At 62.7% G+C, this 26,216-nt stretch carries 25 protein-coding genes; 12 read left to right on the plus strand and 13 right to left on the minus strand.

The genetic code is table 11. From position 1 onward, the window contains the following. Nucleotides 1-1,227 carry an alpha/beta fold hydrolase gene (locus K0M74_RS15050; RefSeq protein ID WP_293974152.1) on the minus strand — a complete coding sequence of 409 codons (1,227 nt, stop codon included), beginning with the start codon at nt 1,225-1,227 and terminating at the stop codon, nt 1-3. Next, a complete protein-coding gene (locus tag K0M74_RS15055) occupies nt 1,224-1,934 on the minus strand; it encodes an FCD domain-containing protein (protein ID WP_293974155.1) in 711 nt (236 codons plus the stop codon). Before K0M74_RS15055 ends, K0M74_RS15050 begins: the two co-directional genes overlap by 4 nt. Nucleotides 1,935-2,065: 131 nt before the next feature. On the opposite strand from K0M74_RS15055, the gene K0M74_RS15060 reads away from it, so the two are divergent. Next, nucleotides 2,066-3,181, plus strand: a complete 1,116-nt coding sequence (locus tag K0M74_RS15060; protein WP_293974158.1) for an amidohydrolase family protein — start codon at nt 2,066-2,068, stop codon at nt 3,179-3,181. Nucleotides 3,182-3,322: 141 nt separating this feature from the next. On the opposite strand, the gene K0M74_RS15065 is transcribed toward K0M74_RS15060, so the two are convergent. The 6 genes from K0M74_RS15065 to K0M74_RS15090 all read right to left on the minus strand — a co-directional run bounded on the left by K0M74_RS15065 (nt 3,323) and on the right by K0M74_RS15090 (nt 10,742). Continuing rightward, nucleotides 3,323-4,573: an MFS transporter gene (locus tag K0M74_RS15065; protein ID WP_293974161.1), complete on the minus strand. Its 1,251-nt coding sequence runs from the start codon at nt 4,571-4,573 to the stop codon at nt 3,323-3,325. Nucleotides 4,574-4,649: 76 nt separating this feature from the next. Further along, entirely contained in the window at nt 4,650-7,160 is a 2,511-nt protein-coding gene (locus tag K0M74_RS15070) for a TonB-dependent receptor (RefSeq protein WP_293974164.1), read from the minus strand. 119 nt (nt 7,161-7,279) lie between these two features. Next, on the minus strand, nt 7,280-8,167 hold the full coding sequence (locus K0M74_RS15075; RefSeq protein ID WP_293974342.1) for a DUF2889 domain-containing protein: 888 nt from the start codon (nt 8,165-8,167) through the stop codon (nt 7,280-7,282). Nucleotides 8,168-8,309: 142 nt separating this feature from the next. Continuing rightward, complete coding sequence (locus tag K0M74_RS15080) at nt 8,310-9,104, minus strand: SDR family oxidoreductase (protein WP_293974167.1); 795 nt, start codon at nt 9,102-9,104, stop codon at nt 8,310-8,312. Nucleotides 9,105-9,126: 22 nt separating this feature from the next. Next, complete coding sequence (locus K0M74_RS15085; RefSeq protein ID WP_293974170.1) at nt 9,127-9,921, minus strand: SDR family oxidoreductase; 795 nt, start codon at nt 9,919-9,921, stop codon at nt 9,127-9,129. Continuing rightward, on the minus strand, nt 9,921-10,742 hold the full coding sequence (locus K0M74_RS15090) for an SDR family oxidoreductase (protein WP_293974173.1): 822 nt from the start codon (nt 10,740-10,742) through the stop codon (nt 9,921-9,923). Before K0M74_RS15090 ends, K0M74_RS15085 begins: the two co-directional genes overlap by 1 nt. 71 nt (nt 10,743-10,813) lie before the next feature. Here K0M74_RS15090 and K0M74_RS15095 point away from each other — a divergent pair, with 71 nt between their 5' ends. Further along, nucleotides 10,814-11,425 carry a cysteine hydrolase gene (locus tag K0M74_RS15095; RefSeq protein WP_293974176.1) on the plus strand — a complete coding sequence of 204 codons (612 nt, stop codon included), beginning with the start codon at nt 10,814-10,816 and terminating at the stop codon, nt 11,423-11,425. On the opposite strand, the gene K0M74_RS15100 is transcribed toward K0M74_RS15095, so the two are convergent. Then, on the minus strand, nt 11,422-12,909 hold the full coding sequence (locus tag K0M74_RS15100) for a class I adenylate-forming enzyme family protein (protein WP_293974179.1): 1,488 nt from the start codon (nt 12,907-12,909) through the stop codon (nt 11,422-11,424). The genes K0M74_RS15095 and K0M74_RS15100 overlap by 4 nt on opposite strands. An 8-nt stretch (nt 12,910-12,917) precedes the next feature. Then, entirely contained in the window at nt 12,918-13,676 is a 759-nt protein-coding gene (locus tag K0M74_RS15105) for an SDR family oxidoreductase (RefSeq protein WP_293974182.1), read from the minus strand. A 96-nt stretch (nt 13,677-13,772) separates the two neighbouring features. On the opposite strand from K0M74_RS15105, the gene K0M74_RS15110 reads away from it, so the two are divergent. The 6 genes from K0M74_RS15110 to K0M74_RS15135 are packed head-to-tail and all read left to right on the plus strand — an operon-like array spanning nt 13,773 to nt 19,314. Continuing rightward, entirely contained in the window at nt 13,773-14,552 is a 780-nt protein-coding gene (locus K0M74_RS15110; protein ID WP_293974185.1) for an enoyl-CoA hydratase/isomerase family protein, read from the plus strand. After that, nucleotides 14,553-15,464 (plus strand): SDR family oxidoreductase, encoded by a 912-nt coding sequence (locus K0M74_RS15115; protein WP_293974188.1) that lies wholly within the window; start codon nt 14,553-14,555, stop codon nt 15,462-15,464. Beyond that, a complete protein-coding gene (locus K0M74_RS15120) occupies nt 15,461-16,216 on the plus strand; it encodes an enoyl-CoA hydratase/isomerase family protein (RefSeq protein WP_293974191.1) in 756 nt (251 codons plus the stop codon). Before K0M74_RS15115 ends, K0M74_RS15120 begins: the two co-directional genes overlap by 4 nt. Further along, on the plus strand, nt 16,216-17,367 hold the full coding sequence (locus K0M74_RS15125) for an acyl-CoA dehydrogenase family protein (protein WP_293974194.1): 1,152 nt from the start codon (nt 16,216-16,218) through the stop codon (nt 17,365-17,367). The genes K0M74_RS15120 and K0M74_RS15125 overlap by 1 nt, the downstream gene beginning before the upstream one ends. A 4-nt stretch (nt 17,368-17,371) precedes the next feature. Further along, nucleotides 17,372-18,274, plus strand: a complete 903-nt coding sequence (locus tag K0M74_RS15130) for an acyl-CoA dehydrogenase family protein (protein WP_293974197.1) — start codon at nt 17,372-17,374, stop codon at nt 18,272-18,274. Continuing rightward, nucleotides 18,271-19,314, plus strand: a complete 1,044-nt coding sequence (locus tag K0M74_RS15135) for an NAD(P)-dependent alcohol dehydrogenase (protein ID WP_293974200.1) — start codon at nt 18,271-18,273, stop codon at nt 19,312-19,314. The genes K0M74_RS15130 and K0M74_RS15135 overlap by 4 nt, the downstream gene beginning before the upstream one ends. Nucleotides 19,315-19,322: 8 nt before the next feature. Here the strand turns inward: K0M74_RS15135 and K0M74_RS15140 are convergent, their stop codons facing one another. Next, nucleotides 19,323-19,886: a TetR family transcriptional regulator gene (locus tag K0M74_RS15140; RefSeq protein ID WP_293974203.1), complete on the minus strand. Its 564-nt coding sequence runs from the start codon at nt 19,884-19,886 to the stop codon at nt 19,323-19,325. 59 nt (nt 19,887-19,945) lie between these two features. Here K0M74_RS15140 and K0M74_RS15145 point away from each other — a divergent pair, with 59 nt between their 5' ends. Genes K0M74_RS15145 through K0M74_RS15160 form a run of 4 tightly spaced genes read left to right on the plus strand, consistent with a single transcriptional unit; the run spans nt 19,946 to nt 23,870 of the window. Continuing rightward, the gene (locus tag K0M74_RS15145) at nt 19,946-21,133 is read left to right on the plus strand and encodes a cytochrome P450 (RefSeq protein ID WP_293974206.1); all 1,188 of its coding nucleotides are present in this window, start codon (nt 19,946-19,948) and stop codon (nt 21,131-21,133) included. A 4-nt stretch (nt 21,134-21,137) separates the two neighbouring features. After that, entirely contained in the window at nt 21,138-21,572 is a 435-nt protein-coding gene (locus tag K0M74_RS15150; protein WP_293974209.1) for a VOC family protein, read from the plus strand. A 22-nt stretch (nt 21,573-21,594) separates the two neighbouring features. Then, on the plus strand, nt 21,595-23,079 hold the full coding sequence (locus tag K0M74_RS15155; protein WP_293974212.1) for an aldehyde dehydrogenase family protein: 1,485 nt from the start codon (nt 21,595-21,597) through the stop codon (nt 23,077-23,079). Nucleotides 23,080-23,081: 2 nt separating this feature from the next. Next, entirely contained in the window at nt 23,082-23,870 is a 789-nt protein-coding gene (locus K0M74_RS15160) for an SDR family oxidoreductase (RefSeq protein ID WP_293974215.1), read from the plus strand. On the opposite strand, the gene K0M74_RS15165 is transcribed toward K0M74_RS15160, so the two are convergent. Continuing rightward, the gene (locus K0M74_RS15165) at nt 23,867-25,372 is read right to left on the minus strand and encodes an AMP-binding protein (RefSeq protein WP_293974218.1); all 1,506 of its coding nucleotides are present in this window, start codon (nt 25,370-25,372) and stop codon (nt 23,867-23,869) included. The genes K0M74_RS15160 and K0M74_RS15165 overlap by 4 nt on opposite strands. Next, nucleotides 25,369-26,091 carry a GntR family transcriptional regulator gene (locus tag K0M74_RS15170; RefSeq protein WP_293974221.1) on the minus strand — a complete coding sequence of 241 codons (723 nt, stop codon included), beginning with the start codon at nt 26,089-26,091 and terminating at the stop codon, nt 25,369-25,371. Before K0M74_RS15170 ends, K0M74_RS15165 begins: the two co-directional genes overlap by 4 nt. Nucleotides 26,092-26,216: the final 125 nt, after the last annotated feature.

A 26,216-nucleotide genomic window follows, 5' to 3' on the forward strand; every position in this document is an offset into this window, starting at 1 on the left:
TCAAGCGAAATGGAGTTTCCGGTATTTGCCGCGGAAGTAGAGCAACGGGTCGCGGCGGGGCTCGAAAATCGCCTTCACGACGCGCCCGACCAAAAGGAAATGATCGCCGCCGTCGTGCACCGCATCGCGCACGCATTCAAAGCTGCTGAGTGATCCGGTCAGGACTGGCGTACCAAATTCGCCGGTTTCCCATGGAGTCGCGGCGAAGCGGTCTTCACCCTTTCCCGCGAAACGGTTTGATGTTGGCTGCTGGCCGATCTGCAGCACATTCACCGCGAAGCGCTCGGCCTTGCGCAGGTGAGGCGCGCTGCCCGCGTTGTTCGCGATGCACACGAGCAGCAGCGGCGGGTCGAGCGATACCGAAGTGAAGCTGTTCGCGGTCAGCCCGATCGGCGCGCCGTCGGGGCAGAAAGCGGTGACGACCGTGACCCCGGTCGCAAAGCATCCGAGGGCGTCGCGGAAAGTGCGCGCGTCAGACCCGGCGCGATATTCGGGCGAACCGCGCGGCGCACGTCGTTCGAGAAAATCGATGAGATGGCCGCCCATCGCGTCGATCCGGTCCTCGGTCACGACAAATGCCGCGTCCTCCACTTCGACGAGTTCGCCGTCGGGGAGCCGATCGACGAACGCCCCTGCGTCTTCACGCGAGACGATCTCGCTCATCGCCCCGCGAACGTAGAGCGTCGGCACCGCAATATGCTCGGCGACACCCTCAAGCCGCCCGGTCATCGATGCGGTATCGAACGCGCCCAGCATGCGGACGTCCCACTGGGCCTGGCCGGGGCTGAGCGAGGCAACTTCGCGGAGTCGCGCGCCGATCTTGTGCGAGACGGCTGGATTGACGTTGAGCGGGAGATCGACAAGCACCAGACCGGCCGCGAGCATCGCTGCATCGCGTTCGAGCGCCGCGCTGGCGATCCAGCCGCCAAGCGTCGATGCGACGACCACCGGCCGCGTACTAAGTTGCGCGAGCACAGAGCGCAAATCCTGGACCATCGACTCAAAATCATAGCGACCGTCCTCGGGCCATTCGCTGCCGCCATGGCCGCGCAAGTCGAGGCTGATGACACGGCGCCCAGCCTGTCGAAGGGCCTCGGCAACGCTGTCCCAGACGCGGCGGGTCTGTCCCGCACCGTGGACCAGCAGCACCGACGGGTCATCATCCGCTCCGACCACTTCGGCCTCCAACCGGACGCCAGCAAAGCCCTGATACTGGATGATGGTCATACCATCTCTTCCTGCGACGCGACGCCGAGGTGAAGCCAGACGTCAAACTGCTCCGACCGCCGCCGCATCATCAGGCGCGCGATATCGGCGTCGCCCTCGATAATCGCCTGACACAGGCTGCGCTGCATCGCGCGCGTGCGCTCGCGCCGATCAGCGTCGGCATAAAGGTCGCTGCCCCGTTCATCGAGGCCGAAGCTGTAGCCGATCTCCATCACCAGTTCGACGACAGGATTCCCGCTCATCTGTGCGATCATCCGCGCGAGTTCGACTTCGGCTGTGATCAACTCTCGCGCCGTGTCGTGCCCGTCGATTCGATCGACGAACGACTGCATCCGTCCGACATCCTCGTCGGTGCGCAAGCGTGCGGCTGCGACCGCCGCCTCTTCCGATACCGGGCGCGTGACCTGGATGACGTCACTCAGGCTGGCGCCGCGCATCCGCAGGAAGCGCGCGAGCGATTGGATTGCATCGCGGGCGTCGGGACGTTCGGCAAAATAGCCGCCCTTGGTGCCGCGCCGGATACTGATCAACCGGTCGCGCTCGACCATCTTGGCCGCCTGTCGGAGCGTCGGCCGACTGACGCCAAAGCGCCCGAGCAACTCGTCCTCGGCGCCCAGATAGTCGCCGGGTTCGGCGGCGAGGCTGAGGCCGGCAAGCGCCCGTGCGGTGCGGCTGGCAAGCGTCTCATTAGCGCCGGCAAATTGCATGACCATCTCCCTTAATAGGTATCTGTTTATGTGCAAATAGGCCCAATGTCTAGATTTTCCTTGCCCAGACTTGTATAACTAGGTAGTTATTAGATCAGACCGGATCGAGCCGAGTCGAGAGGAAGACCATCATGAAACCCTTCGTATTCAGCGCCGACAGCCATATCATGGAGCCGGCAGATATTTTCCTGGAAGGCCTGCCCGCGTCGCTGAAGGATCATGCGATCCACGCGCGTAAAGAGGGTGAATATCTAATCACGGGCACCAAGGATAAGATCATCTATCGCCTGCGCGTCGGCCAGCATCGCGAAAAGGCGCTGGGCGATAATGAACGGCGGGGTATCCGCGAAATCGCTGGTCGACTGGAAGATATGGAGCTGGAGGGTATCGACAGCGAAATCTGTTTCCCCTCGCTGGGCCTGTGGCTTTACTGCCTGGACAATGCCGACGCCGAAGCGGCTTCGGCGCGCCTCTACAACGATTGGAACGACAGCTTCCTTGGCGGACACGCAAACCGTTTTGTCCGCTGCGGGATGCTGCCCGTGCTCGATTTCTCCAACACGCTTGCCGAACTGGACTATCTGTCGTCGAAAGGCTTTACCGCCGCGATGCTTCCGGCTGTCTCGCCGCCCAACCTGCCCAAATATAACAACGATGCATGGGATCCGGTCTTTGCCAAAGCCGCAGCGTTGGGGATCGTATTTGTCATGCACACGGGGACCGGACTGGAAACGGTGGTCATCGAGCGCGGACCTGGCGCGGGCATCATCAATTATACCAATCAGATGACCGATGCGCAGCAAACCGCGATGTACCTCGTTTCAGGCGGCGTTCTTGACCGCAACCCGGGCGCGCGGGTCGCGTTTATCGAGAGCGGCGCCAGCTGGCTGGTCGCGCTCGCCGAGCGCATGGACGAAGTGTCGATCGCGCATTCCAATTTCGTCTTTCCGAAGCTGAGCCGCGCGCCAAGCCAGATTGTCGATGACCAGATCTGGGCGAGCTTCCAGCATGACCGCGCCTGCATCGTTTCCGCCGCGGCCGGGTTGCGGGGCGCGAAGAATGTCATGTGGGGTTCCGATTATCCGCACGCCGAAGGCACTTTCCCGATCAGCCGCCGCATTGTCGACGAGTTGTTCGAGGACATGGATGTCAGCGAGGAGGTGCGTCGCAATATTCTGGGGCTGAACGCCGCGCGGCTATTCGGTGTCACACCCGAGGTCGCCACCAGCGCAAAGGCCGCGGCGTAACATTGCTCCCTCTCCTTCATGGGTACGGCGGCGAGACATACGAACTTGTTCGTTCATCGCAGCGGGGTGGGATCGGTCATTTTTGCACTATGCCGACAGCCCGCGCCCCAGCGCCTCCCCTGAAGAAGAGGGGCTATTGGCTCATTCCGCCAGCGGTCTTGCTGTTCTGCCCGCCATGATCGCAGCGACACCCCCCACGAGCAGGCACCCCGACAGGATCGCCAGCGCCGGCTGAAGCGACAGCTCGCCATAGCCCGGTGTAAACGCCTTGCTGAGATAGCCGGCCACAGTGCCGCCAAGCCCGACGCCCGCTAGCCCGATAAACATGTTGATCGTCGCCGACATCATCGCCCGCATCTGAACCGGCACTTGCGAAAAACAGAGCGCGATGATCGGGCCGAGGTGCAGCGTCATCATGAATTTCACGACAACGAAACAGGCGAGTGCAACATAGGGATCGGCAGAAAGGGCGAACCCGACGCCAAAGGGAAATGACACGAGCAATCCGATACCGGCGAACCAGCCGTTGAACCGCGGGTTTGCCTGACCATAACGGTCGCTGACCCAGCCCGCGACGAGATTGCCGATCACCAGCCCGGCCGCCATTGCCCCGCCGAGCCAGAAGCCGGTTTCGGTTTTGTCCATGCCGTGGACCCGTTGAAAGAAGGATGCGCCCCACAGAATGAAGGCAAAACCGGTCAGCGGCACCATGCAAAGCAGCAATCCGACCCAGCGTAGCGACGGGCTGGCCGCCATGGTGCGAAGCACTTCGCCAAGGCTCGTCTGCGGCGGTGCGACCGGCTCGACTACGCCGCGGCGCCGCGGTTCGGCAGCCAACAGATAGACGAGTAGACCGACGCCAATCCCCGGTAGGCCGACGATGATGAAGACCGTGCGCCAATCATACCATTGCGACAGCCATCCCGCGAGCGCGAGCCCCCCAGAAAGCCCAACGGCGTTGGCGGCAAGCATGACCGAAATGACGGTCGTGCGGCGTTCCTTGGGAAAAATGTCAGTGAGCAGCGACATGCCCGCCGGACCGGCCCCCGCTTCGGCGGCGGCCAACCCGACACGTGCGAGCAGCATCTGCCAGAAGCTGAACGCAAAGGCCGACAGCGCGGTCGCCGCGCTCCAGATCGACACGCACACCGCGATCACCAGCCGCCGGTCACCGCGATCGGCATAACGCGCGATCGGAAACGCGGCGAGCGCATAGAAGGCGGCAAAGGCGATACCGGTAAGCAGGCCAAGCTGGCCATCGTCGAGTCCGAGTTCGGCCTTGATATCATCTTGGAACAGCGTGAAAACCTGGCGATCAACATAGCTGAGGATCGCGACGATTACGAGCAGTCCAAGGGTCAGGCCGCGGCGGCTCGATGAGTCGGTAGCCATGCTATCCCTTCCCAAAAAAGTGGGGAGGTCCGGCAAGCCGTCCCTCCCCCGATGCTCCTAAGAGCGCCCTGTGTTCTCAGAATCTTATCGTCCCCGTCAGGCCGAAGGTGCGGGGTTCCTGCCGGGTCGATGAGACATAGCCCACCGGCGCCACCAGCAGATTATTCACAAACGTGCGGTTGTTGGTGATATTACGCACAAAAACCGCGAGTTCGTATGTGTCATCGGCAAAGCTGACCGCCGCGCGCGCGCCGAACAGATCCTGAGCCTTGCGTGTCGTGGTAAACACGACCGCATCGTTTTGCGTGTTGACGGCACCCGGAACGGCCGTCGATCCCGGGGGAACGGTCGCCGCATTCTGCGGAAAGAAATAGGATCCGGTCGGGCTCTTGCCGAGGTGGCTGTAGTCGGCGTGAAGTTTCAGACGAAAATCGCCGAAATCGCGATTGAAATCGAGCGCGGCGCCCCACTGCCAACGTGCGATCGATTCAAAACGTTCGAAGCTGCGGTCTCCCTGCAAATCCGAATAACTGACATATTTCGGATCGACATGGGCGAGGAAGCCACTGAGCCGAAGATCGTCGGTGACGGCGAACATCGTCTCGGTTTCGAAACCGCGAACCCGCACCTTGCCCGCATTGCCGAGAACCGTGGCCGACGCGCCTTGGTTAGCCCCGGGCTGGGCGATCAGGGTGCTACGCTGAATATCGCTGATGTCCGACTGATAAACCGCCGCGTTGAAACGCAAGCGGCGATCGAAAAACTCACCTTTGAACCCCGCCTCGTAAGAATAGGCGACTTCGGGTTGGAACGGAATCAAGAAGACCGACGACGGCGCGCGCAGATTCTGACCACCCGAGCGGAAGCCCTTCGCGGTCTTGAGATAGACCATCGTGTCGTCGGTCAGATCATATTCTAAACCCGCCGTATAGGACCAGCCTGAAAAACTGTCGCGGCGCTTCACAGCGCATTGCGGCGTTTCGACCAGCTCCGGACCAACAATCGGCGGAGCAGTGAACAGCGAACAAGTCGTGGTCTGCGTCGCCCGATTGAAATTGTTGTTGAGGCTGTTGATCCCCTTGTCATCTACCGAATAGCGAAGGCCGCCGGTGAAGGAAAAGCGATCGGTGAAATGGAACGTGCCCTGTGTGTAGGCACCCATGCTGTCATTGTCGATATTGGCGAAGAAATGCGACGTAACGGGGTTGATCGCCGGAGCCACGATTGAGATCGACTGATCGAATCCGTTCTCGTGAAAGGCAAAGAATCCGGTCGCAAAGTCGAGCTTGTCATCGAACGCCGTGCCAGTGATCTGAAACTCGCCCGAATATTGTTCGACCGACTGCTGGCTCTCGGTGAAATGGATCGCGAAGCGGCTGCCGTCGAGGTCGACGCCGGCATGAGCGTCGATCTTGCGATAACCGAGGATCATCTGCATCTGACCGAAGCTGGTGTCGAGGATGCCCGTCGCACCGAAAGTCTTCGTCTTGGCGAAGGCGTAGGGCACTTCGTTGTTCGAAGCGATCGACGGGTCGGCAGCGAGCGCCGCAATGTCCGGGTTGAGCAGCGACAGTCCGAGCGCTGTGGCCGTTGCGGGTGTGGCGCCATTGATCAGGCCGACGAACAGTGCACCAGTCCCACCAAGATTAAAGGTGGAATTGGACGCGGTGAATCCCGAAGTCGCAAGGCGCAACTGCCGAGAGGGGGACTGCTCATCCATCCGGAAATATTCGCCCGACAGGCGGAGCGTGAAATTTTCGGTTGGCTTGAAATCGACCTTGACCCGTCCATTCCACCGGTCGCGGTTGTCGAGCTTTACGCCGTCCGGCGTACCCGCAAACGGCGCCTGTGCGACGGCCGGATTATCGGGCGCGATCGCCGACACGGTGCCCGCAGGAACGACATTGGTGGTATAACCCTCGCGGCTCAGTCGCTGAAGCGCCACGCGCACGCCGAGCTTGTCATCGACGATCGGCAAATTGAGTACGCCGGTCGCCTGAAACTCGTTGAATCGGCCGTACGTGACCGACAGGCTGCCCCCAAAGTCATTGAGATCCGGATTGTTCGAGTTGATCAGCAGCGCACCGCCGGTGGTGTTGCGACCGAACAGGGTGCCCTGCGGCCCCTTGAGCACCTGCACCGACTGGACGTCGAGGAAATCGCCGTTCAGGCCATAGGATCGTGCCCAATAAACACCGTCAACATATGTTCCGACCGATGGATCGAGCGTGATAAGCGTATCGGTCTGGACCTGACCGCGCAGTGTTACGGTCAGCGCGCTGGGGGTGTTCGAACCCGAACGGATCAGCAGGCCAGGCGTAAAATTGGCCAAGTCCTGCACCTGCTGGACATTGCGGTTGGCGAGATCATCGCCCGACAGCACAGTAACTGCAACCGGGACGTCCTGGAGGTTTTCGTCGACCTTGCGTGCCTGAACAATGATGGCGTCAAGGCCGCCATATTCCTGGGCTTCGTCAGCCGGCGCTGCGGCGTCCTGGGCAAAGGCCGGGGCCGATGACAGCGCCACTGCCGCCAACGAAACCTGAGCGAGCATCCGAAACGAATAGCGCTTCTGCTTGAAATTCATGGTCAACATCCTCCCTGCAAGGCTTCCTGCCGGCCTCACTTATCCAGTTATATAACTAAGTCTAATAAGACAGACAAGTGGATTGCGCCTTCCGTTGGGAATGGCGCGCTAAATTGTTCTCAACTGCGTCCTTTTGGTAACAATCGTGCGAGCGTGGGGACGTCGGCAAGCGCGCGCAGCACATCATTCAGGTGGGTGCAACCCAAGGTTCCGACCAGCGTGTCGAGCACCGCCTGCCGGAAGTCCGCCACCTTCTGGCCGACCATCCTTGCCGCCTTCATCGACGCACCGGGACATTCGCGGAACGGCAGGATCAGTGGCAAAACCTGAAGCGACAGCAACATTTCATCCACCTCGTCGATTTCGGCATAGACCCGATACTCGTGAATCGCGGTGCGTGTGCCCTGCGGGTTGGGGCCGCTGTCCTGAAAGCCCGCGTCGATCTTGAGCACCCCCTCGGAGCGCCACACATCGATTCGCCGCGCACGCCGCGCCTGCGGACGGCCGGTCTGTTCGGTCATCGCGTGCCAGCCCACTGGATCATCCGGATTGACGAGAGGGCCGACCTCGGTCGAGGATTGATGCGAATGGTCGACGCTGCCGACATCGGACAGCGAACTGGCCCCCTCGGTAAACCCGGTGCAGATATTGAGCATCCGCCCCTTGTTGCCGGCGGTCGATTGGGTTCCCTTGCTGCGCATCGCCGCTTGCCAGTCGGCGATCCACCGCGACCATATCCATCCCGCGACAAGGCTGGCGCCGGCGAAATCGTCGAGAAGCTGAAACGTCGGCGTGCCGCGAATGTCGCTCAGCGTCGCCGCCAGCGCATGGCGGCTTGCCCCGCCCGCGCGAACGCCGACCATGTCGGACAGGCGGGGATGATCGGGGGTAGCCGATATTTCGAGAATCTCGCGCATCGGCGACGTCCGGATACGAAATTCACCGGTCGCCAGCTCGACCGGATCCCCGTCGAAGGGGGTCAGCAGATCGCGGCCGCGTCCTTGCATCACCCAAGGCTCACCTAAGCCGTCCGGCCATTCCGAGTCGATCGACGTCGTTCGTCGGATCGAACCGGGGCGACGGTCGGGCGCGGGGCCGGCCGACTGACGTGCAAAGGGGAATTGCTGAGGAGCGTTCAAAACATTGATCCTATTTCGGCGGCATACGGATGGCGCCGTCGAGCCGCAGAGTCTGGCCGTTGAAATAGCCGTTACGGACGAGTTCCAGCACCAGCGAACCGAATTCTTCCGGATGCCCAAGGCGCTTGGGGAATGGTACCGACGCCGCCAACCCCTCGAAAATCGCGGGGGCGCGATCCTTGACCGCCAGCATCGGCGGCGTCGCGAAAATGCCGGGCATGATGGAATTGACCCGGATGCCAAGATCCATGAGATCGCGCGCCAGCGGTAGCACCAGACCGTTCACCCCCGCCTTCAAAGACCCATAGCCGACCTGACCGATTTGAGCGTCCTGCGCCGCAGCGGATGCCGTGAGAATGATTGCACCGCGTTCGCCATCGTCATTGAGCGGTTCGGCGTTTGCCATGCCAAGCGCCGACAGTGACGCGAGGCGGTAGCTTGCGATCAAAATGCCCTGCGCGGAAAAGGCATAGTCGTCGGTCGAGTAACGGACATAGCCGCCGCTGGCCTTGTCGTAGCGGACCGTCTTGCCGCCCTTCGAGATTTGCGCGCAGTGGACGAGCACCCGTTCCTGTCCGTGCGCGGCGCGGGCCGCTTCGAATCCCGCGATAACGCTGTCCTCGCTGGTAATATCCACTTTGCAGAAGATACCGCCGATTGCGTCGGCGACCGCCTGACCACCCTCTTCATTGACGTCAAAGATCGCCACCTTCGCGCCCGCGCTTGCGAGCGCCTCGGCGCTGGCACGGCCAAGGCCTGAAGCGCCGCCGGTAACGACTGCGACCAAATTATCGTCGAGTTTCATGCTGTTATTTCCTTGCTTTCAATCATTGCAGAACTTCCAGATTGCCGCCATCAACGATCAGCACCTGACCTGTGATGAACCCCGCACGATCCGAACAGAGGAAGGCAGCGGCAGCCGCCATGTCCTGCGGCGTCCCCATCCGCGGGATCGGATAATGGCTGGTGCGTTCGGCGATATGCTCGTCATAGGTCTGTCCCTGCGCCTCGGCGATTTTCGTGAACACATCGCGAAATTGCGGCGTGGCGATCGCGCCGGTGCCCAGCGTGTTGACGGTGATGCCGAAGGGACCGAGTTCAGCCGACAATGTTTTCGAGAGCGCAAGCGCTCCGACCCGATAGGTGTTCTGTGCCGCACGCGCGAGCTTGCGGTGCGGCGCCTTTACCGAATTGGTGCCGATGGTCAGGATGCGGCCCCAGCCCTTGCCCTGCATATGCGGAAAAACCGCCTGCACCGCCCAGCGAAAGGCCATGACATTGTTGTTGTTCGCCGCCGCGAAGGTTTCGTCGTCGACATCGAGGAAGGCGCCCTTTGGGCCGGAATCGACGTTGAAGATCAATATGTCTGGCGACCCGAACGTTTCGCTCGCCGTCTTCACCGCCGACGCGATTCCGTCTTTCGTGGTGCAATCGGCCGAAACGCCCATCGCCTGCCCGCCCGCCGCCTGCAATTCGGCGACAGCATCATCGATCGTCGTCTGCGTGCGCGCGGCGATCACGACCCGGCAGCCTTCGCCCGCGAATTCGTGCGCGCAGCCGAGGCCGATCCCCTTTGAGCCGCCGAAAACGAGCGCAACCTTGCCGGTGATGCCCAAGTCCATCAGGGTGCCTTGCCCTGCTGAAGCTTGAGCCGTTCTTGCAAGATATCGTTACGTCCTGGCGATGCGGCGACGGTCGAGCCGCCGTCCATCTTGATCGTCGTGCCGGTGATATAGTCGGACTTTGCCGATGCGAGAAACAGACAGGCATGCGCAATGTCGGCGGGCGTACCGGCGCGTCCAACGGGGACCGTCGCACCATAGGCGGCAAGCCCCTCGTCGCCGAGCACGGCTTTCGCGCGATCGCTGGCAATGAGGCCAGGGTTGACCGCGTTTACGGTGATCCCTTCCCCCACCACATCGCCCGCGGCGGCGCGAATAAAGGCATCGAGCGCAGCTTTGGCCATGCCATAAGCGGTCATGTTCGGAACGACGTTGAACGTGCCATTGATCGACCCGATCGCTATGAAGCGGCCGCCGCCCTGTGCCTTGGCAAGGTAAGGCCGCGCTGCGTCGAGCAGCCACCACGCTGCTTTGGCAGTGCTGGCAAAGCCCGCCTCAAGGCGCTCGTCGTCGACTTGTCCAACACCGCCGTGCGGAATGTCGGCGGCGGCGTGGACGATGATATCGATCGTACCAAAGGCCTCTACGGTCGCCGCAACGAGCGCGCGGCAGTCGGCGTGGCGTGCGATGTCGGCGGCATAGCATTCGGCGGCGCCGCCTGCTTCTTCGATCTCTGCTTTCACATCTTCGGCATAAGCGATGGTCCGGGCGCCCAGCATGACCTGTGCCCCCCCGTTTGCGAAAGCCTTCGCGACACCGCGACCAACCCCACGACCGCCACCGGTCACAATCACCGACTTGCCGACAAAAGACTCTTCCATCGCTCTCTCCCTTGCCCTTATCCTTCGCTACATATATTACCTAGTTTGATAGGTCGAGCAAGGAGAATGGGATGACGGTCAAGGGTCTCGAGCCAGGAAAGCGGCCTGCGTTGCTAATTTCTGAGATGCAGAACGGTATCACCGACCGAGCGTTTCGGGATACTCCGCTCGCCGAACAAGTCGCAACGCGCGGCATTGTCGGCAAGATCAATGCGCTCTCTGCGGGTTTTCGTGAGCGTGGATTTCCGGTTATTCATTGCACGATCACCGCACGTGCCGATTTTTACGGGTGGAACCGCAATTGCGTACTTGCAGCCCGGATTTTCAGGGAGGGTAACCTTGTATCGGGCAGCCACTTCGCGGCGATCCATGACGATATCGTCGTAGGCGGCCAGGATATCGTTTCTGAACGCCACCATGGCATGGCTGCGTTCACGGGTACGGATCTCGCTTCCACCCTCCGCGGGCTCGGGATCGACACTGTGGTATTCTGCGGTGTTTCGACAAATGTCGCGCTGATGGGCGGATCGGTCGAAGCAGTGGGTCATGGCTATACTTCGGTGATTGCCGAGGACAGCGCCGCAGGCGGCACTGCGGAGACGCATCAGATTCAGGTGACGATGCACCTCCCGCTCGTAGCGACGGTTTCCCGACACGCCGATATCATAGAGGCGCTCGGTTAGGCGTCGCCGAACAGACGCCGCAGTTCAGGCGCCGATGGTTTCATCGAAGGGGTGCGCGGAAAATCGGCAACGAATCGGAAATGGAGCGGAACCTGATAGGGGATCAGCCGGTCCTTAAGCCAAGCCCTGAGGTCGTCGGCTGCCGGTTCGCTGGCACCGTCCTTCAAGATGATCGCAGCGACGGGCACTTCGCCGAGCCGTTCGTCTGGGACACCGACGACGGCGGCTTCGCGCACAGCAGGATGATCGTTGATCGCGCGCGCGACGTCGTCCGGGTGAATCTTGAACCCGCCGCGGATGATCGCATTGTCCGCGCGGCCCCGGATATAAAGAAAGCGATCGGGATCGAGCACGGCGCGGTCGGTCGTGCGCAGCCATTGCATATCGTTGGCGAGCTGCTGGCCCTTGAGCTCGAGCAGCCCTTCCGCGCCGTCCGGCAGAATGGCCCCGGTTTCGGGATCGACGATCCGCGCCTCGATATCGCCGTGGACGCGGCCTACCGCGCCGCGCTTCTCCGCCCAACGCAGGCGGAAATCATCAATCGTCCAGCCGGCGATGGCGCCCGCAAACTCGGTCGCGCCGTAATTGCTGCAGATCGGGATGCCATATTTGGCGAGAAACGCATCGACCAGATCAGGCGATAGCGGAGCCGTACCCGAGATGAGCGATTTGAGGCTGGACAGGTCGGCGGGTTCGACGTCGGCATCGAGCAGCATGCGTACGGCCGAGGGCACGGCCGGAGCGACCGAGGGCTTGTTGCGCTTTACCGATGCGACCCAGGCATCGACGCTGAACTTTTCGAGCAGCGCGATCTTTCGCCCCGCCGCAAGCGCAGCGATACAGCCATAAATCCCGCCGATGTGGGTGAGCGGGTTGACCACCATCGTGCAACCCGAATTGAGCTTTGGCGGGTCGTCGAAGCTGCGCCCGCGTTCATATTTGGTGAAACCGCGAAAGCTCGCGTCGAAGGCCGCTCGGCTCAGTGGCACGCGTTTCGGCGCACCGGTGGTGCCGCTAGTGAGCATTTCGACGGCGACCCCCGACGAGGTTTTGACCTCGACCCCGACCGCAGCTTGGACGATGCGAACGCCGCCGAGGAGCGGGTCGATCTCGATGACAGCAGATCCGGCCCGCTCGAGCGCCGCCGCGACGCCGGATCGCGCGAGATCGGTTGCGTCGGCGATGACGACGGGAAGCACCAATCCCTCGACATCGGCCATCAGTCTTGCGTCGGGCAGGATCGGATTGAGCGTCACGAGGCAGCGATCGGACGAGAGGACCGCAACGATCGCCGCAATATGGCCCGGACGATTGCGCAGCATCACGCCGACGCGCGCGGCTTCGGGCAGGTCCATGGCGTCCATTGCGGCTTCGATGGCGCGGACCGACGCAGCAATCTGGCCCCAGCTATAATCCCGCCCCTCGAAATCAATTTCGGTTCGTTCGGGATCAAGCGCCATGATCGCGCGCAATTTTTCAGTCATCAGCGCCATCAGAGCGCGAGCCCTCCGCTCGCTTCGATGATCTGGCCCGTCACCCAGCGTGCGTCGTCGCCCAGCAACATCATCACCGCGCCGGCAATATCATCCGGCTCGCCAAGACGGCCCATCGGGGTATGCTTTGCGGTCGCTTCGTCCCAGCCGGGCTGGTCGCGCAATGCCGTGATGAAGTCGGTCGCGACCGCGCCGGGCGCGATACAGTTGCAGGTGATCTGGCGTTTGGCGACAGCCAGAGCGGTGCTGAAGGTCAGGCTCTGCACCGCGCGCTTGGTCATGGCATAGCTTGCGGCGAAGGGCTGGCCGACCTTGCCCGACATCGAGCCGATGTTGACAATCCGCCCGCCGTCACGAAGCCGCGGGAGCGCCGCCTGCGTCACGAAATGCGGACCCTTCACATTGACCGCGAAAAGCTCGTCGAACAGATCCTCGTCCGCACCCTTTAACGTGCCATCGCGCCCGCTGCGCCCGACCCCGGCATTGTTGATGAGGAAGTCGAGATTGGGGGCGCCGCCAAACTGCGCGTCGCAGGCGTCGAACATCGCCGCAATGCCCGAAAGGGTCGACACGTCGGCCTGGACCGCGAACGCCTTGCCCCCGGTGGCGACGATATCGGCCGCGAGCGCGTCGGCGGCATCCTTGCTGCCGGCATAGTTGATCGCGACATGCGCGCCCGCGGCGCCGAGTCGCCTTACGATCGACGCGCCGATGCCGCGCGATCCGCCCGTGACCAATGCCGTTTTGGCTTCGAACATCCGCTCTCTCCCTGATCTTATTTGTCACGACATAATTGACCTAGTTATATAACTCGTGCAAGGCCTATGTCGAAATGCTTTGGGAGAATCGCGGTCATGGCCGATCAAATATTGAGCGAAATCGACGGTTCTCTGCGCATCATCACGTTGAACCGGCCCGACCGACACAACGCGATGGACGACGATATGTCGGCGCTGTTTCAGGCGCTGATCGGAGAGGCGCTTGAGGAGACCGAGTCGAACGCGATCCTGATCCGCGCGACCGGCAAAAGCTTCTGCTCGGGGCGCGACACCAATGTGCTCGGCCAGCGCGCGCGCGACGAAAGCGACTTTCACTTTGTGCGCCGCCACCAGGAAGGCCGTCTGCGGATGCAGGAATCGACCAAACCCATTATCGCCGCGCTGAAGGGCGGCGCGATCGGCGGCGGGTGCGAACTCGCCATCGCGGCCGATATCCGGATCAGCGACACCACGCTGAAAATGGCGTTGCCCGAAATACTTTACGGTGTGCTGCCCGACACCGGCGGGACGCAGATGATGACCGCGCTGATCGGGCCATCGCGCACCAAATATATGGTGATGACCGGCCAGAAGATCGACGCCGCCACCGCGCTCGAATGGGGGGCGGTCGATTTCGTCGTGGAGCCGGAAAGCCTCGATGCGAAAGCGCTGGAGGTCGCACGCGACATCGCCGCCAAACCGCCGATCAACCTCGCAATGGCGAAGGAGATGATCAACCTGATGCATGGCGCGACGATCCGCTCCGGCACGCGCGCCGAGCTTTATGCGCAAAGCTACCTCTTCAAGACCGAAGACTATCACGAGGCCCGCGCCGCAATCCGCGAAAAGCGCGCGCCCCACTATAAAGGCAAGTAAATGGCCCTTCCCGCCCCGCCGCCACTCGGCGCGAAAGCGCTGCCCGATGGAACCTACACCGGCCAAGTGGTCGCGGTGACCGGCGGCGGCACGGGACTGGGCAAGGGCATGGCGATCGAGTTCGCGCGGCTGGGCGCGAAGATCGCGGTGCTGAGCCGCAAGCCCGAGCATCTGGAAGCAGGGCTGGCGGCTATTCGGGACGTTGGTGCCGAAGCGATTGCGGTCGCGTGCGACGTGCGCGATCCCGAAGCGATCGCAGCGGCGTTCGACGAGATCGAGGCGACGCTGGGGCCAGTGGACGTGCTGATCAACAATGCGGCGGGGAATTTTCCGGCCCCGGCCGAGGAAATGACGCCGAACGGGTTTCGCACCGTCGTCGATATCGTCCTCAATGGCACCTATAATTGCAGCCGCGAGTTTGCGATCCGCCGACTTGCGGCGGGGCTGCCGGGGGCGATCCTCAATATCGGCGCGACCTATAGCTGGACGGGCGGACCCGGAACCGCGCACTCGGCGGCGGCGAAGGCGGGGGTCACCAATTTGACGCAGAGCCTTGCGGTCGAATGGGCGCCCGACGGCATCCGCGTCAATTGCATCGCGCCGGGACGCTTTCCGCACGACGATCTGCCCGAGCATATGACGCGCCACCGCGTCGGCGAACGCGGTGACAACACGATCCCGGGGATGCGCGTCGGCGAAGTGCGCGAACTGGGCTGGGCCGCGACGTTCCTCTGCTCGCCCTATGCGACGTATATCAGCGGTCATACGCTGGTCGTCGACGCCGCCAACTGGCTTCGCCGGTCGCTGGTGATGCCCGAGTTTGTGCCGATCCGCGAACAGTTCGGCCAGCGCGCCCGCGCCGACGGGACCGCCGCGGCCGCCATCGCCAAGACACGCGGAGACAAGATATGACCGACGCCCTCGTCCTGCGTGACGATGCAGATGGCGTCTGCACGCTGACCCTCAACCGCCCCGCGAAGCGCAACGCGGTCAACCGCGCGCTGTTTCGCGAATTTCGCGCCCATATCCGCGATATCGAGGCGAATGACAGCGCGGTGGGAGTGATCGTCGTGACGGGCGCGGGCGGGCATTTCTGTGCCGGACACGATCTGAAGCAGCCACCCCACGCCGATGCGCTGGGCTGGCTGCGGCAGGAGATGCTGATCCTCGAACGGCTGACCAAGCTGCCGCAACCGGTGATCGCGAAGGTGAGCGGCAGTTGTTATACCGGCGGGCTCGAATTCGCGCTGTCGGCCGACTTCATTGTCTGCGACCCCAGCGCACGCTTCGCCGATACGCATGGCAAATGGGGGCTGGTGCCGGGGTGGGGCCTGTCGCAGCGCCTGCCGCGCCGGGTCGGGCAGGCAAAGGCGCTGGAAATGATGCTGACGTGCCAGCCCTATTCGGGCGAGGACGCGGCGGCGATGGGGCTGGCCAATTATTGCGTGACGGAAGACGCGCTCGACGCCAAGGTCGCCGAACTTGCCGCGCTGATGCTGGGCAACAGTCGCCACAGCAGTGCCGAAAACAAACGGCTGATCTATGACACCGACGGCATGGCGCTGGGCGCCGGGCTTAGCCATGAATTGATGCGCAACGCGGGCTTCGATCCGGCGATGCGCAAGAAGGGCGAGCCGATCGGCCGCGCCAAAAAGGCCGATTGATGGATATCGGTTTTTCGCCCGAGGAAATGCGGTTTCGCGACGAATGCCGCGACTGGTTGCAGTCCAATGTGCCGCTTGAAAAGCGCCCGATCGATGCCGCCGACGCGATCGGTTTCGACAAGGCGTGGCAACGCCGCCTGTTCGACGCCGGCTGGGCGGGGATAAACTGGCCCACGGCCTATGGCGGGCGCGGACTGTCGATCGTCCAGCAGGTCATCTGGCTGGAGGAATATGCCAAGGCGCACGCACCATGGATCGGTGCCAATTTCGTCGGCGTCAACCATGGCGGGCCGACGCTGATCCTGAACGCGAGCGAGGCACAGAAGTCTTATCACCTGACGCGCATCCTGCAGGGCGAGGCGATCTGGTGTCAGGGTTTTTCCGAACCCGGCGCGGGGTCCGATCTTGCGAGCATCAAGACGCGCGGGCGGATCGAGGGCGATGAACTGGTCGTCAACGGGTCGAAAATCTGGACAAGCTTTGCTCATGTTGCCGACTGGCAGGAACTGGTCTTGCGCACCGAAGAGGGATCGCAGCGCCACGCCGGGCTGAGCTGGGCGATCTGCGACATGCACGCGCCGGGCATCACGATCCGCCCTATCCGTAAAATGTCGGGGCAGACCGAATTTGCCGAGGTGTTTTACGACGATGTCCGCATTCCGCTGTCGAATGTCGTCGGGGGCTTGGGCAACGGCTGGAAGGTTGCCATGTCGACGCTGAGCTTTGAGCGCGGCACCGGCTTCATCGCCGAGCAGGTAAGAGCGGGTCAGGAGATCGCCGAGCTGATTGCGACCGCTCGCGCCAATGGCATGATCAGGGATGACGGCATCGCCGATCAGCTGGCGCAGATGCGCGCCGAGGTCGCTGCGCTCCGCGCGATGACATATCGCAACATTTCCGAGGTGGTGCGGACGGGCCAGCCAGGGCCCGAAGCGTCCGTGATCCGCCTGTTCACGGCCGAGCTGGGTCAGCGGCTGGAACGGATGGCGGTGTTGCTGATGGGCGAGGACATGATCGACTTCGCCTATGGCGACGACAATGCGGTGCAGGATTATCTTCGCGGCTTTGCATCGACTATCGCGGGCGGAACCGCGCAGATTCAGCGCGACATCATCGGCGAGCGCCTGCTCGGCCTGCCGAAATCGAGGTGACGCGATGGATTTGACCCTCAACGACGAGCAGGAAGCTCTGCGGACCGCGACCGCAGACTGGTGCCGCGACAACATGGCGTTGGAGGATGCGCGATGGCGTGCTCCGGGACTGTGGGCTGAATTGGAAGCGATGGGCTGGACGGGCATGACCGCGCCCGGAATGGACCTGGATCATGCCACCGAAGCCGTGGTGTTTTGCGAACTCGGCCGTTCTATCGCGCCGATCGGCTTGCTCTCCACCGCGGCGGCCAACCGCTGGTTCGCCGACGGCTTTGCTGGCAAGGTCGCCCTTGCGCTGCCCGCCGACGAGCCCGGCGATATGCGCGTGCTCGATCCCGGGGGATCGGCCGCGGTGCTGATGTGGCAAGCCGACAAGCTTTGTCTGTTCGTCACGCCCGACGACGCTCCACACGCGCCGACGATCGATCTGTCGACCGACCAGTGCCGTCGGTCGTGGACGGTGTCGGTACAGAGCGACAATACGGCCGCACCGCTGCACCTCCAATTGCTCGCCGCCGCCTATGCCGTGGGGTGCGCCGATGCAGCGCGCGACATGGCGGCGGATTATGCCAAGCTGCGCCAGCAGTTCGACCGCCCGATCGGCTGGTTCCAGGCGTTAAAACACATCTGTTCGGACATGGCGGTGCGCGCTGCGGTTGCGCGGTCGCAGCTCTACTATGCCGCTTGCGCGCTCGACGCCGGGCACGCCGACGCAGCTTTTCACATCTCCGCCGCCAAACGGCTCGCCGATCAGGCCGCGCTCGATAACGGCCGCGCCAATATCCAGGTCCATGGCGGTATCGGTATGACCGACGAAGCGGCGCCGCATCTTTGCCTGAAGCGCGCGCATCTGTTGCAGTTCATCGCGCCTGCCGACGCGGCCCTGTTGCTGAAGGATCCGGTATGACTGAAGCTGTAGCCGCCTGGGGCGCAATCGCCCCCGACGCCGCCATCGCCCCGCTGCCGATCGAGCGACGCGACCTTCGCATCGACGATGTCGCAATCGATATCCTCTATTGCGGTGTTTGTCATTCCGACCTGCACACCGCACGCAACGACTGGGGACGGACACGCTATCCGATCGTGCCGGGACATGAGATCGTCGGCCGCGTCAGCGCCGTCGGGAGCGCGGTTTCGGGTTTTGCGATTGGCGACGCTGTCGCGGTCGGCTGCCTCGTCGACGCCTGTCTGGAATGCCCGAACTGCGCCGACCATCAGGAGCAATATTGCCCTGGCAGCGTCGGCACCTACAATAGCCGCGACCGGCACGACGGCAGTCAGACGCAAGGCGGGTATTCGAAGCGCGTGATCGTGCGCGATGCGTTTGTGCTGCGCGTTCCCGAAGCGCTCGACCTCGCGAAAGCCGCGCCGCTGCTCTGCGCGGGCATTACCACCTACTCGCCGCTGCGGCATTGGGGCGTCGGCCCTGGCCAGCAGGTCGCGGTGGCCGGACTCGGTGGGCTCGGCCATATGGGGGTAAAGTTCGCCGCCGCGCTCGGCGCCGAGGTGACGATGATCACCACCTCACCATCCAAAGCCGACGACGCGCGTGCGCTAGGCGCCGCGCATGTGCTGATCGCGACCGAAAAGGAAGCAATGAAGGCAGCGAACGGCCGCTTCGATTTCATCCTCGACACGATCCCGGTCGGGCATGAGTATCAGAATTATCTGCGCCTGCTCAAGACATCCGGCCATCTGGTGATCGTCGGGGCGATCGAGCAAATGCCCGGCTTTCATTCGGGGCTGCTGTTAGGCGGCCGCAAATCCATTGGCGGCTCCGCTATCGGCGGTATCCAGGAAACGCAGGAAATGCTCGATTTCTGCGCCGTGCATGGCATCCTGCCCGACATCGAAACGATCGCGATGGCCGACATCAATGCGGCCTATGAGCGCATGGAGAAATCGGACGTCAAATACCGGTTCGTGATCGACATGGGGACGCTATGAGGCCGTGCCTAGTCGTCGACGATGGCCTGGAACTCGCTTTCCAGCCAGGCGCGAAGACTGGGTTCGACTGGACCCGCGAATTCGGCGAGCGGCAACTGGTCGCGGTAAGCAAAGAAGCCGAGCGAAACCATCATGAACCGCGCCGCCTTGACCGCCGCAATGTCGCCGCCGAACCATATCTGCAACGGCTCGAACACCCGGTCGCGCAGCAATCGCGCGGTGATTGCGCGCGCTTCGCTGTCACCGGCGGCACGGAACATCATCGGCAGCGGACTAACGCGATCATCCTCGTCGGCAAAGCGCGCGACAATGAGTTTGCCGAAATTTTCCTTGGGCAGGTTGGTCATCAGCCGGGGATCGAGTGCAGCATCGAGCGCCGCCTCGAACAGTTTGAGCTTGCCGCCAAAATAGCGGCTGACCAGCGACGGGTTCACGCCGGCGAGCGCGGTAATGTCGCGCACGCCGGCTTCGGCAAAGCCCTTTTCGGCGAAAATTTGCTGCGCAGCAAAAAGGATCGCCGCCCTTGTCCGGTCGGCATCGCGCGAAGGCTGTTCGATTGTGGTCGTCATCATATCTCCCCGTTGACTCCTTATGTAAACACTCGTTTACTTACGTCAATGGGAGAGAGAATATGACCGATTCGCAAGCACCGGCGCGTTCGCCGGTCTATGAGTTCGACTATATTGCCGACCCCGGCCTGCTGGCCGACGTCCATGACCGTTATTGGGAACTGAAGGAAACCGCGCCGCCGGTGTTCTGGACCAACGCTCATGGCGGACATTGGATGTGCAACACGTCGGCGTCGGTTTCGAAGGTGATACGGCATCCTGAAATCTTCTCCAGCCGCTATCTGTCGATCCCGCCCAATCCCAACCAGCCGAAGATGATCCCCGAGATGCTCGATCCGCCCGAGCATCGCCCCTATCGACAGATGCTGCGCCCGTTCTTTGAATCGAAAGCGATCGAACCGCTCGAAGGACGGGTCGTCGAATGGACCGACCAGTTGTTGGGTGAAATCGTCGATGCGGGGGAATGCGAGTTTGTATCGACCATCGCATCGCGCCTACCGGTTGCTGTGTTCATGGAATTGTTCGGCTTTCCGATGTCGAAGTTCGACGAGTTCCGTCATCTTGTCGTCAGTTTTTTCAATGCGCGCGCGACGCCAGACGAGCGCAATGCGCTGGCGCAACAAATCCTGGGGCATCTGGCCGAGTTGATCCAGCAGCGGATGGCGGAACCTCAGGACGACATGATTTCCAAGATCATCGTCAGCGACGTCGATGGCCGGCGGGTGACATTCGAGGAGATGATGTCGATCGGCTTCCTGATGTTCCTGGCCGGACTCGACACGGTCACAAATGCGATGAGTTTCGGGATGCGCCACCTTGCGCATGACGAAAAGCTGCGCCAGCGGGCGATCGACGACCCGGCCGTGATCCCCGATCTGGTCGAGGAACTGCTGCGCCGCTATGCCTTTGTCGCGACCCCGCGCTACATCGTCCAGGACACCGAGCTTGAAGGCGTGCAGCTGCACGCCGGGGACTGTATTCTGGCCCCTTTGCCACTTGTCGGGTGGGACGAGGGTCTTAATCCCGATCCGAAAATCGTGTCGCTCGAGCGACAATTCTATCGCCACGCGGCTTTCGGGGCGGGCATTCACACCTGCCTTGGCCTTCACCTCGCGCGCATGGAGCTGATCGTTTTCTACCGCGCCTGGTTCGCCCGCGTCGGACATTTCGAACAGGTCCAAAAGGGTGACGAGACGTGCCGGGGCGGCAGCGTAATGGCGCTCGAACATCTGCATCTGGCGTGGAGCTAAACAATTGGATCAAGCCCTTCATATGGTGATGATGCCTGCCACCGACATGGCGGCGCTGCGCAGATTTTATCTGGGCGATCTGGGCTGGAATAGCTGGGGTCCGGATATGCCGGGGTCATTGATGCTGCGCGCCGGCACCGCGGTGATCGTGTTTGTCCCGCGCGACTATCTGGCCGCAGAAAGCGGCATCGACCTGTCGGCGACTCCGCGCGCCATCAATGCCATCTTTGTTGAGACCAAGGCCGACGTTGATGCGCAGTTCGCCAAGGCGATCGATGCAGGCGCCACCGTCACCAGTGCGATCCGCGACCGCGATGGCGGGCTCTATTCGGGTTATTTCAGCGATCCTGAAGGCAATGGGTGGGAAATCGTCTGGAGTCCCGTGATGCGGCCCGGCGCCGACGGCGGCCTGACGCTCGTCCTGCCCGATACCAACTGAACAACCCGAAGAGGATAGAATGATGACCAGCGCAGCACCCGCAGTTCACCTGCATTTGGGACATGAGCAACGCAGCAGCGGCAGCGGCGGAACGCACGCCCATCTGCATCCCGTGACCCAATCGGTGCAGGCGGACATTCCGCTCGCCGGGACCAAAGAGGTCGAGGAAGCGGTCGCCAAGGCCGAGGGGGTGCGCGAGGCTTGGCGTCGCACCAAGCCGGAGGCGCGGCGCGATATCCTCAACCGACTGGCCGACCTGCTCGAGGAAAATCGGGCCGAACTGGCCCATGCGGCGGCGCTCGACGGCGGCACGACGCTGATGGTCGGTGAACGCGGGGTCGACACCGCGGTGGGGTGGACGCGCTACTATGCCGGCTGGTGCGACAAGCTGTCGGGCGAGCTGCTCAGCACCTTCGATACGCGCGGCGAGCTGTCCTATACGGTGCCCGAGCCGATCGGCATCGTCGGTATCATCATCACTTGGAACGGCCCGCTGATCTCGCTGGGGATGAAGGTGTGTGCGGCGCTTGCCGCGGGTAACTGCGTGATCTGCAAACCCGCCGAGATTACGCCGTTCGCGCCCGAACTATTTGCGCAATTGTGCGCCAAGGCCGGAGTACCCGACGGTGTATTGTCGATCCTGCCCGGCACCGCCGAGGCGGGCGACGCAATCGTGCGCCATAAGAAGGTCCGCAAGATCAGCTTTACCGGCGGACCGATCACCGCCCGCAAAATCCTCGCCGCGTGCGCCGAGGAGATCAAACCGAGCGTGATGGAATTGGGCGGCAAGTCGGCCAGCCTGGTCTTTCCCGATTGCGACGTCCAGGCGGCGGCGGAACGCGCGGTGTTCTGGACCGTCGGCTGTCTGTCGGGACAGGGATGCGCGCTGCCCACTCGCCAGCTGGTCCATGCCGACATCTACGACGATTTCGTCGCGCGACTGAAGGCAATCATCACCCAGTTCAAGGTCGGCGATCCGATGGATCCGACGGTCGCGGTCGGCCCCGTTATCAACAAGGCGGCGGTCGACCGGATTACCGCCATGTTCGACCGCGCCCGGGCCGACGGCGCCGCGACCTTCCTGCTCGGCGGTGGGCGCTGCGGCGGCGATCTGGCGAGCGGCAACTTCATCGAACCGACGCTGATCGTCGATGCCGACCCCGACCATGAGATCAGCCAGGTCGAAATCTTTGGTCCCGCGGTCGTCGTGATCAAGTTCCACGACGAGGATGAGGCGGTCGCCATCGCCAACAACAGCGAATATGGCCTCGCCGCCTATATCCAGTCGAACGATCTGCAGCGCGTCCACCGGCTGTCCGAGCGGCTTAACGCCGGCGGCGTCTATAACAATGGCGGATTCCAGATCAATCCGCACACGCCGTTCGGCGGGGTGGGCATCTCGGGCTTCGGCAAAGAGGGCGGCAAGGCTGGGATCGACGAATTCCTGCACTACAAGACCGTCACCATCGGCGTCGGCGCCCCCATTTTCCCGAAGCAGGAGGCGTGAGCATGGCCGATTTCACCAACGACCAATTTCGGCTCGACGGCAAAGTCGCGATCGTCACCGGCGCGGGGGGGCGCGGCAACAGCATCGGGCGCGCTTATGCGGTCGGGTTGGCGAATGCGGGTGCCCGCGTCGTCGTCGCCGATCTCAACAAAGAGGGCGCCGATCGCGTTGCGGACGAGATTACTGCGGCCGGTGGCAGCGCGATCGCGGTCGAGGCCGACATCGCCGACGAAGCGTCGGTAGCGGCCATGATGGCCGCCACGAAGGCTACCTTTGGCGGACTTGATATCCTCGTGAACAATGCCGCACTGATGGTGGAAGCAGTGGGTACACCTGCGATCCAGACAAGCGTCGCCGATTTCGAGAAGCTGATGCGCGTCAATCTGACCGGCGCGCTGATCTGTTCCAAAGCGGCCGTGCCGCTGTTTCAGGCGCGCGGCGGCGGAAAGATCGTCAACCAGCTGTCGGCAGGCGGCTTTCCGGCGCAAACCACCTATGGCATCAGCAAGATTGCGCTGCTCGGCCTGACCACCACGCTAGCCACCGAGCTTGGCAAGCTGAACGTCAACGTCAACGCGATCGCGCCTGGCATGACGATGTCCGACGCGGGCAAGGCGCTGACCCCCGAGGAAAGCCCGTTCGTGCAAGCGGCGATGGCGCGCGTTGTCAAGCAACCGCGCGGCGAACCGCAAGAGCTGGTCGGCGCGCTGCTGCTACTTTGTTCGCCGGCGGGTGACTGGATCACGGGTCAGGCGCTCAACGTCGATGGCGGCTTTATTATGCGCAACTAGGCGGTTTGCCGCAGTGCGTGCTTCAGCACCTTGCCCGAGGCGTTGCGCGGTAATTCGGGCAGGATGCTGAGCCGTTCGGGCGTCTTTTGTCTGGCAATCCCCGCTCCGGCAAAATGGTTGCGCACATCATCCAAAGTCAGCGCGGCGTCCGGCGCCAGCACGACGCAGGCCAGCACGACCTCGCCCATCCGGTCATCAGGCGCGGCGACTGCGGCGGCATCGACGATCGCGGGGTGCGACAACAGCACCGCCTCGACCTCTTTCGACGAGATATTTTCTCCGCCGCGGATGATGATGTCCTTTTTGCGGTCGGTGATCAGCAAATAGCCGTCGGCATCAACGCGGCCGATGTCGCCGGTGCGATACCAACCGCCCGGAAGAAAGGCCGCCGCGTTGAGCGTAGGGTCCAGATAGCCCATGAAGAGTTCGGGGCCACGGGTGCAGATTTCGCCGTCTTCCCCCGCGGCGACGTCATGGCCGTCGTCATCGACGAAGCGCATTTCGGATCCCATGATCGCGCGGCCTTCGGTGTGGAGTTGCTTGTCGAGCGGATCGTCGACAACGCCTGAAGTCACTGTTGGATGTTCGCTCGACCCGTAGCAATGATAGACCGCCAGCCCCTGTGCCTGACAGCGCGCGATCAGGGACGGTGGCACCGGCGCCGCGCCCACCAGATACTGGCGCAGCGAGCTGAGGTCATTGCCGTTGGCGTCAGCCGCCGCAATCATGCCAGACAGATGGAAAGGCGTGCCAGACGACGTGGTGACGCGGTGCCGTTCCACCAGTTCGGCGGCCAGGGACGCGTCCCACTGGTCCATCAGCACCAGCGGCGCGCCCTGGCAAAGATAGCGGTACATCGACAATGCGCCTGCGACATGGCCGGGCGGCCAGGGCGAGATGACGGCATCGTTTCCATCGCCGCCGCGCGTTGCCTGCATCGTCGCCAGTTCCGCGAGCAGACCGCGCGCCGAGTGCATAACGCCTTTGGGATCGGCGGTGGTGCCGGATGTGTAGACGAGCAGCGCCATATCGTCCGGGTCGATGCGCACCGGATCGGCGATGGGACCGTCGGCCTCCAGTGCGTCAAAAGCGGGACCGGTCGCGATATGACGTTCGAGCGCGGGCAGAGCACCGCAATCTGCAACGACGCGGTCATAATCTACGCCGCGAAAATGATCGGGGGTGAAGAGCCATCTGGCGCCGGACTGGCGAAGAATGAAGCCAAGCTCCTTGGCGCCATAAATCGTGACGATCGGGAGCATCACGGCACCCGCCTGCGCCGCGGCGACCGCGACCACCAGCCATTCGCGCCAGTTGGGCACCATACAGCCGACAATATCGCCGGGTCCGACGCCCGAGGCCGTCATTCGTGTGCCCATGCGGCGGCCCGCGGCGATCACTTCGCCCAAAGCCGTTGTGCAGGGGCGGATATCCGAAGCAACGGTGAGCGGCGCAGCAGCTGCCCGCTCCGCCGCAACGATCATCGCTTCGATGAAGCTCATCCGTGCAGCGAATCGACGATCCGCTCGCCTTCGCCGCGCACCGCCCACGTTTCGTTGGCGTTGCGCAGGTGCAGCCGCCAGTGCGCGACGGCTTCCTCGACCTCACCCTTTTCAATCAGGCCGATCAGCTTGTCGTAGGATTTAAACCCGGCGCGGATGCTTTTCATCCGTTCCTCCGTCGTGCGTGGGTGGCGGCGCTGATAATCATTCTGGTGGGTACGCGCGAGGTTCAGGAGCATCCGGTTCATAAAACTGAGCGTCTTGTTGCCCGTCGCCTCGACAAGCACCTGATGGAAATAGGCGATATTATCGATGAATTCGTCATATTGCTCGTTGGCGAGCATATCACCGAGGTCCTTGAGCACGGACTTGAGTTTGGGCATCCCCGGAGTCTTGCCCTTAACCGTCGCCAGCCAGCGCACCACCGTCGGCTCGATCGCCAGACGCGCGGCGTAAAAATCCGCGATCGTCGTACCCTGTGATTCCAGCACGTAGCCGGCATAACGCGAAACAAGCTCGGTCGAAGGGCGATGCACGCGCGCGCCGCTGCGCGATCCGCGCACGACGCTGATCAGGCTCTCGGCCTCGAGAATACGAAACGCCTCGCGCAGCGTCGGCCGCGACACACCGAGCGTGGTCATCAACACGCCTTCGGGTGGCAACGAATCGCCCTCGGTCAGTTCGCCGCGAATAATCTGCGCCCGGATCTGATCGGCCACCAGCTCCGAAGTCTTGGGAACGCGAATCCGCCCATTGTCCCTATCGCTCTGCAATCTACCGTCCCTTTGCCAAAGCCCGTTAATTCTGGGGTTTCTGGTGCGTCATTATGGTGACGAGTGCAACT

This window comes from Sphingopyxis sp. (assembly GCF_019459305.1).
Classification (GTDB): domain Bacteria; phylum Pseudomonadota; class Alphaproteobacteria; order Sphingomonadales; family Sphingomonadaceae; genus Sphingopyxis.

Bases quoted from the DNA above. Each gene is read 5' to 3' on its own strand.
- K0M74_RS15050 (WP_293974152.1), bottom strand. From the start codon at position 1,227: ATGACCATCATCCAGTATCAGGGCTTTGCTGGCGTCCGGTTGGAGGCC.
- K0M74_RS15055 (WP_293974155.1), bottom strand. From the start codon at position 1,934: ATGCAATTTGCCGGCGCTAATGAGACGCTTGCCAGCCGCACCGCACGG.
- K0M74_RS15060 (WP_293974158.1), top strand. From the start codon at position 2,066: ATGAAACCCTTCGTATTCAGCGCCGACAGCCATATCATGGAGCCGGCA.
- K0M74_RS15065 (WP_293974161.1), bottom strand. From the start codon at position 4,573: ATGGCTACCGACTCATCGAGCCGCCGCGGCCTGACCCTTGGACTGCTC.
- K0M74_RS15070 (WP_293974164.1), bottom strand. From the start codon at position 7,160: ATGAATTTCAAGCAGAAGCGCTATTCGTTTCGGATGCTCGCTCAGGTT.
- K0M74_RS15075 (WP_293974342.1), bottom strand. From the start codon at position 8,167: ATGCAAGGACGCGGCCGCGATCTGCTGACCCCCTTCGACGGGGATCCG.
- K0M74_RS15080 (WP_293974167.1), bottom strand. From the start codon at position 9,104: ATGAAACTCGACGATAATTTGGTCGCAGTCGTTACCGGCGGCGCTTCA.
- K0M74_RS15085 (WP_293974170.1), bottom strand. From the start codon at position 9,921: ATGGACTTGGGCATCACCGGCAAGGTTGCGCTCGTTTTCGGCGGCTCA.
- K0M74_RS15090 (WP_293974173.1), bottom strand. From the start codon at position 10,742: ATGGAAGAGTCTTTTGTCGGCAAGTCGGTGATTGTGACCGGTGGCGGT.
- K0M74_RS15095 (WP_293974176.1), top strand. From the start codon at position 10,814: ATGACGGTCAAGGGTCTCGAGCCAGGAAAGCGGCCTGCGTTGCTAATT.
- K0M74_RS15100 (WP_293974179.1), bottom strand. From the start codon at position 12,909: ATGACTGAAAAATTGCGCGCGATCATGGCGCTTGATCCCGAACGAACC.
- K0M74_RS15105 (WP_293974182.1), bottom strand. From the start codon at position 13,676: ATGTTCGAAGCCAAAACGGCATTGGTCACGGGCGGATCGCGCGGCATC.
- K0M74_RS15110 (WP_293974185.1), top strand. From the start codon at position 13,773: ATGGCCGATCAAATATTGAGCGAAATCGACGGTTCTCTGCGCATCATC.
- K0M74_RS15115 (WP_293974188.1), top strand. From the start codon at position 14,553: ATGGCCCTTCCCGCCCCGCCGCCACTCGGCGCGAAAGCGCTGCCCGAT.
- K0M74_RS15120 (WP_293974191.1), top strand. From the start codon at position 15,461: ATGACCGACGCCCTCGTCCTGCGTGACGATGCAGATGGCGTCTGCACG.
- K0M74_RS15125 (WP_293974194.1), top strand. From the start codon at position 16,216: ATGGATATCGGTTTTTCGCCCGAGGAAATGCGGTTTCGCGACGAATGC.
- K0M74_RS15130 (WP_293974197.1), top strand. From the start codon at position 17,372: ATGGATTTGACCCTCAACGACGAGCAGGAAGCTCTGCGGACCGCGACC.
- K0M74_RS15135 (WP_293974200.1), top strand. From the start codon at position 18,271: ATGACTGAAGCTGTAGCCGCCTGGGGCGCAATCGCCCCCGACGCCGCC.
- K0M74_RS15140 (WP_293974203.1), bottom strand. From the start codon at position 19,886: ATGATGACGACCACAATCGAACAGCCTTCGCGCGATGCCGACCGGACA.
- K0M74_RS15145 (WP_293974206.1), top strand. From the start codon at position 19,946: ATGACCGATTCGCAAGCACCGGCGCGTTCGCCGGTCTATGAGTTCGAC.
- K0M74_RS15155 (WP_293974212.1), top strand. From the start codon at position 21,595: ATGACCAGCGCAGCACCCGCAGTTCACCTGCATTTGGGACATGAGCAA.
- K0M74_RS15160 (WP_293974215.1), top strand. From the start codon at position 23,082: ATGGCCGATTTCACCAACGACCAATTTCGGCTCGACGGCAAAGTCGCG.
- K0M74_RS15165 (WP_293974218.1), bottom strand. From the start codon at position 25,372: ATGAGCTTCATCGAAGCGATGATCGTTGCGGCGGAGCGGGCAGCTGCT.